This window comes from Cellulomonas sp. (genome assembly GCF_035634735.1).
Classification (GTDB): domain Bacteria; phylum Actinomycetota; class Actinomycetes; order Actinomycetales; family Cellulomonadaceae; genus Cellulomonas.
Genome location: NZ_DASQCJ010000086.1, coordinates 1 through 2,319, shown reverse-complemented (window position 1 = coordinate 2,319; position 2,319 = coordinate 1). Strand labels below are relative to the sequence as shown.

2 protein-coding genes are annotated in these 2,319 nt (G+C 78.2%); both read right to left on the bottom strand.

Going from position 1 to position 2,319, the window contains the following annotated elements; translation table 11 throughout:
• Positions 1-8: 8 nt before the first annotated feature.
• On the bottom strand, positions 9-1,217 hold the full coding sequence (locus VER05_RS07890; protein WP_324844824.1) for a GNAT family N-acetyltransferase: 1,209 nt from the start codon (positions 1,215-1,217) through the stop codon (positions 9-11).
• Between the two features lie 307 nt (positions 1,218-1,524).
• Positions 1,525-2,319: RDD family protein (locus VER05_RS07885; protein WP_324844823.1), on the bottom strand; the 795-nt coding region annotated here is incomplete at its 5' end.

Below are 2,319 nucleotides of genomic sequence, written 5' to 3'. Positions count from 1 at the left end.
GGGCGCGGTCAGGCCACCAGCGCGAGCCACTCCGCGAGCTCCCCGCCCACCGGGACCAGCGGCAGCCCCACCGCCCGGGCGCCGATCCCGAACCGCGCCGCCACCGGCGCCGCCAGCACCGCCGTGCGGGACACCAGCCCGCGCGTCGAGACCAACAGGTCGGCCTGCTCCCGGCGCTCGGGGTAGAGCTGGGTGCCGGCGACGTACCGGGGGTCGAAGGCCGGGTCGAACGCCGGGGCGTCGGTCGACCCGAGCACGTAGGTCAGCTCGGCCAGCCGACCGAGGGCGCCCGGGCTGAACTTGGCGTACCGCTCGGCGTACGCGTCGAGGAACCCGAAGTAGGTGCCGCCGGAGCGCAGGGCGTAGCTCAGGTACACCGTGTCACCGCCCGCGGTCAGCCGGAGCACCGTGACGTCGCCGTCGCGCCGGAACCCGGCGACCACGTCGCGGAACCACCGGTAGGCCACGGGGTCGAGACCGAGAGCGGCGCCGCCGCGCGTGGTGTCGCCCTTCCAGCCCGCCGCCTGGAACGCGGCGAACTCCGCGTCGACCGCCGGGTCGTCGCTCACGTCGTGCAGCTCCAGCGGGCCGCCGGCGTCCCGCGCCAGCCCGCGCAGCCGGCGGCGCAGGTCCTTCCGCCGCCCGGCGCCCATGTGGTCCGCGGCGAGCGGCGGGTCCACCAGCGGCGCACCGGTCGCGCGCGGCACCCGCCCCGGGACCGCGGAGCGCCGGGCGTACGCGGTCTCCGTGCGCCGACGCTCGTGCACGAGCATCCCGCCGCGCGCCGCCACCCGGCGGAGCGCGTCCGCGAGCGGCCCGTCGAGCGGGAAGTGCTGCAGCTGCACGAGCCCCGGCAGCCCCACCTCCCGCAGGCCGCCGAGCAGCGCGCCCAGCGCCTCGACCTCGCGACCGGCCCGCACGAGCGGGTGGTGCCGGTCGGAGTGCGTGGTCATGAACGTCCCGCCGGTCGTGACCGCCCGCAGCGGCACGCCGGGGGCGACGGTCGTCGCGGTGAGCGCGAGCAGCGCCAGCCACTCGTCCCCCTCCTCGACGACGAGCAGCCGCACGTCCGCGACCTCGCTGCCGCGGTGCCGCGCGGGGACGAGGAAGCGCGGGTCGAGGTAGACGTTGGGCTCGACGGCGGAGTCGGCGAGGCGGCGCCAGGCGCGGGCATCCGCGGCGGTCACCCGGGGCAGCGGGACGAGGCGGGCGTGCACGGTGTCCTCCGGTGCGTCGTTGCCGGTGGGGCATCGGTCGCCGCGAGGCTACTGTCCGGTTTGTACCGATTTCCGGCAGTCACAGGGTGAAGCCGAAGCCGACCGGCCGGTCGCCCGGCGCGGTCACAGCCGGCCGACCGCCGGGCGCTCGCCGCGCCTGATCCGCGTCGGCGCAGGTCAGGCGTCCACCGCCGCCCCAGCTCGCGTGACGCGCGGGCGCGGGCCGAGCCGACCCTCACGCACAGGATCCCTCGATCCGGCGACGCCCGGACGGCCCAACGCTCGACGCACCGGCCTGCCGCGCGCGTCAGCCGTCCAGCAGCTCCGCCCCCGGCACCCGGCACGTCGCCACCGCGCGGCCGTCGACCACGAGCGACGTCTCGACCCAGCCGTCCCGCGTGAGCCCGGTGAACGCATCGGGCGACGCCGAGAGGAACGCCTCGCCGGGGCCGGGGCCGGCCGGGGCGTGCGGCTCCTCGATCAGGGTCGGCTCCGCGGCGCCCGCGCCGGGGGACACCCGCGCCTCCACCCACGCCTCGGCGTCGCCGCGGCCGAGGCTCCCGCTCCAGGTCCACGCGACGTCGAACCCGGGACCGGACGGCGCGAGCTCGCGCACCACCCAGGCCCGCCGCTCGGCGTTCTCGGTGCGGGTGCGCTGGACGGTCGCCGCGGCCCCCACGTCCGGGACGCCGCCCGGCACCTCGACCACGCAGGCGACCGGGTCCCCCACGGTGCCGACGCTGCCGCTGGACGAGGTCGGCACCGCTAAGACCGCGCTCGCCGCGCAGACCGCGATCGCGGCGGCGGTCACGGCGGCCGAGCCCCGGGACGCGCGCGGCACCGGCTCCAGCCCTGGGAGCCACGCCGGCCCGCGCGTCAGCACCGCCACCGTCCCGAGCACCGAGTCGGCGACCGTCCGGCGCATCGGGTGCCAGAGCGGTCGCAGGTAGCCGATCAGCAGGATGCCGTCGACGACGTGCACGAACGGCCGCGCGAGCGTCCGCAGCAACCCCGCCGGCGCGCCGGTGTCCGCGCGCACCACGGCCACACCCGCCACCCGCTTGCCCGGGGTGGCGCCCGTGTACGCCTGCAGCAGCACCAG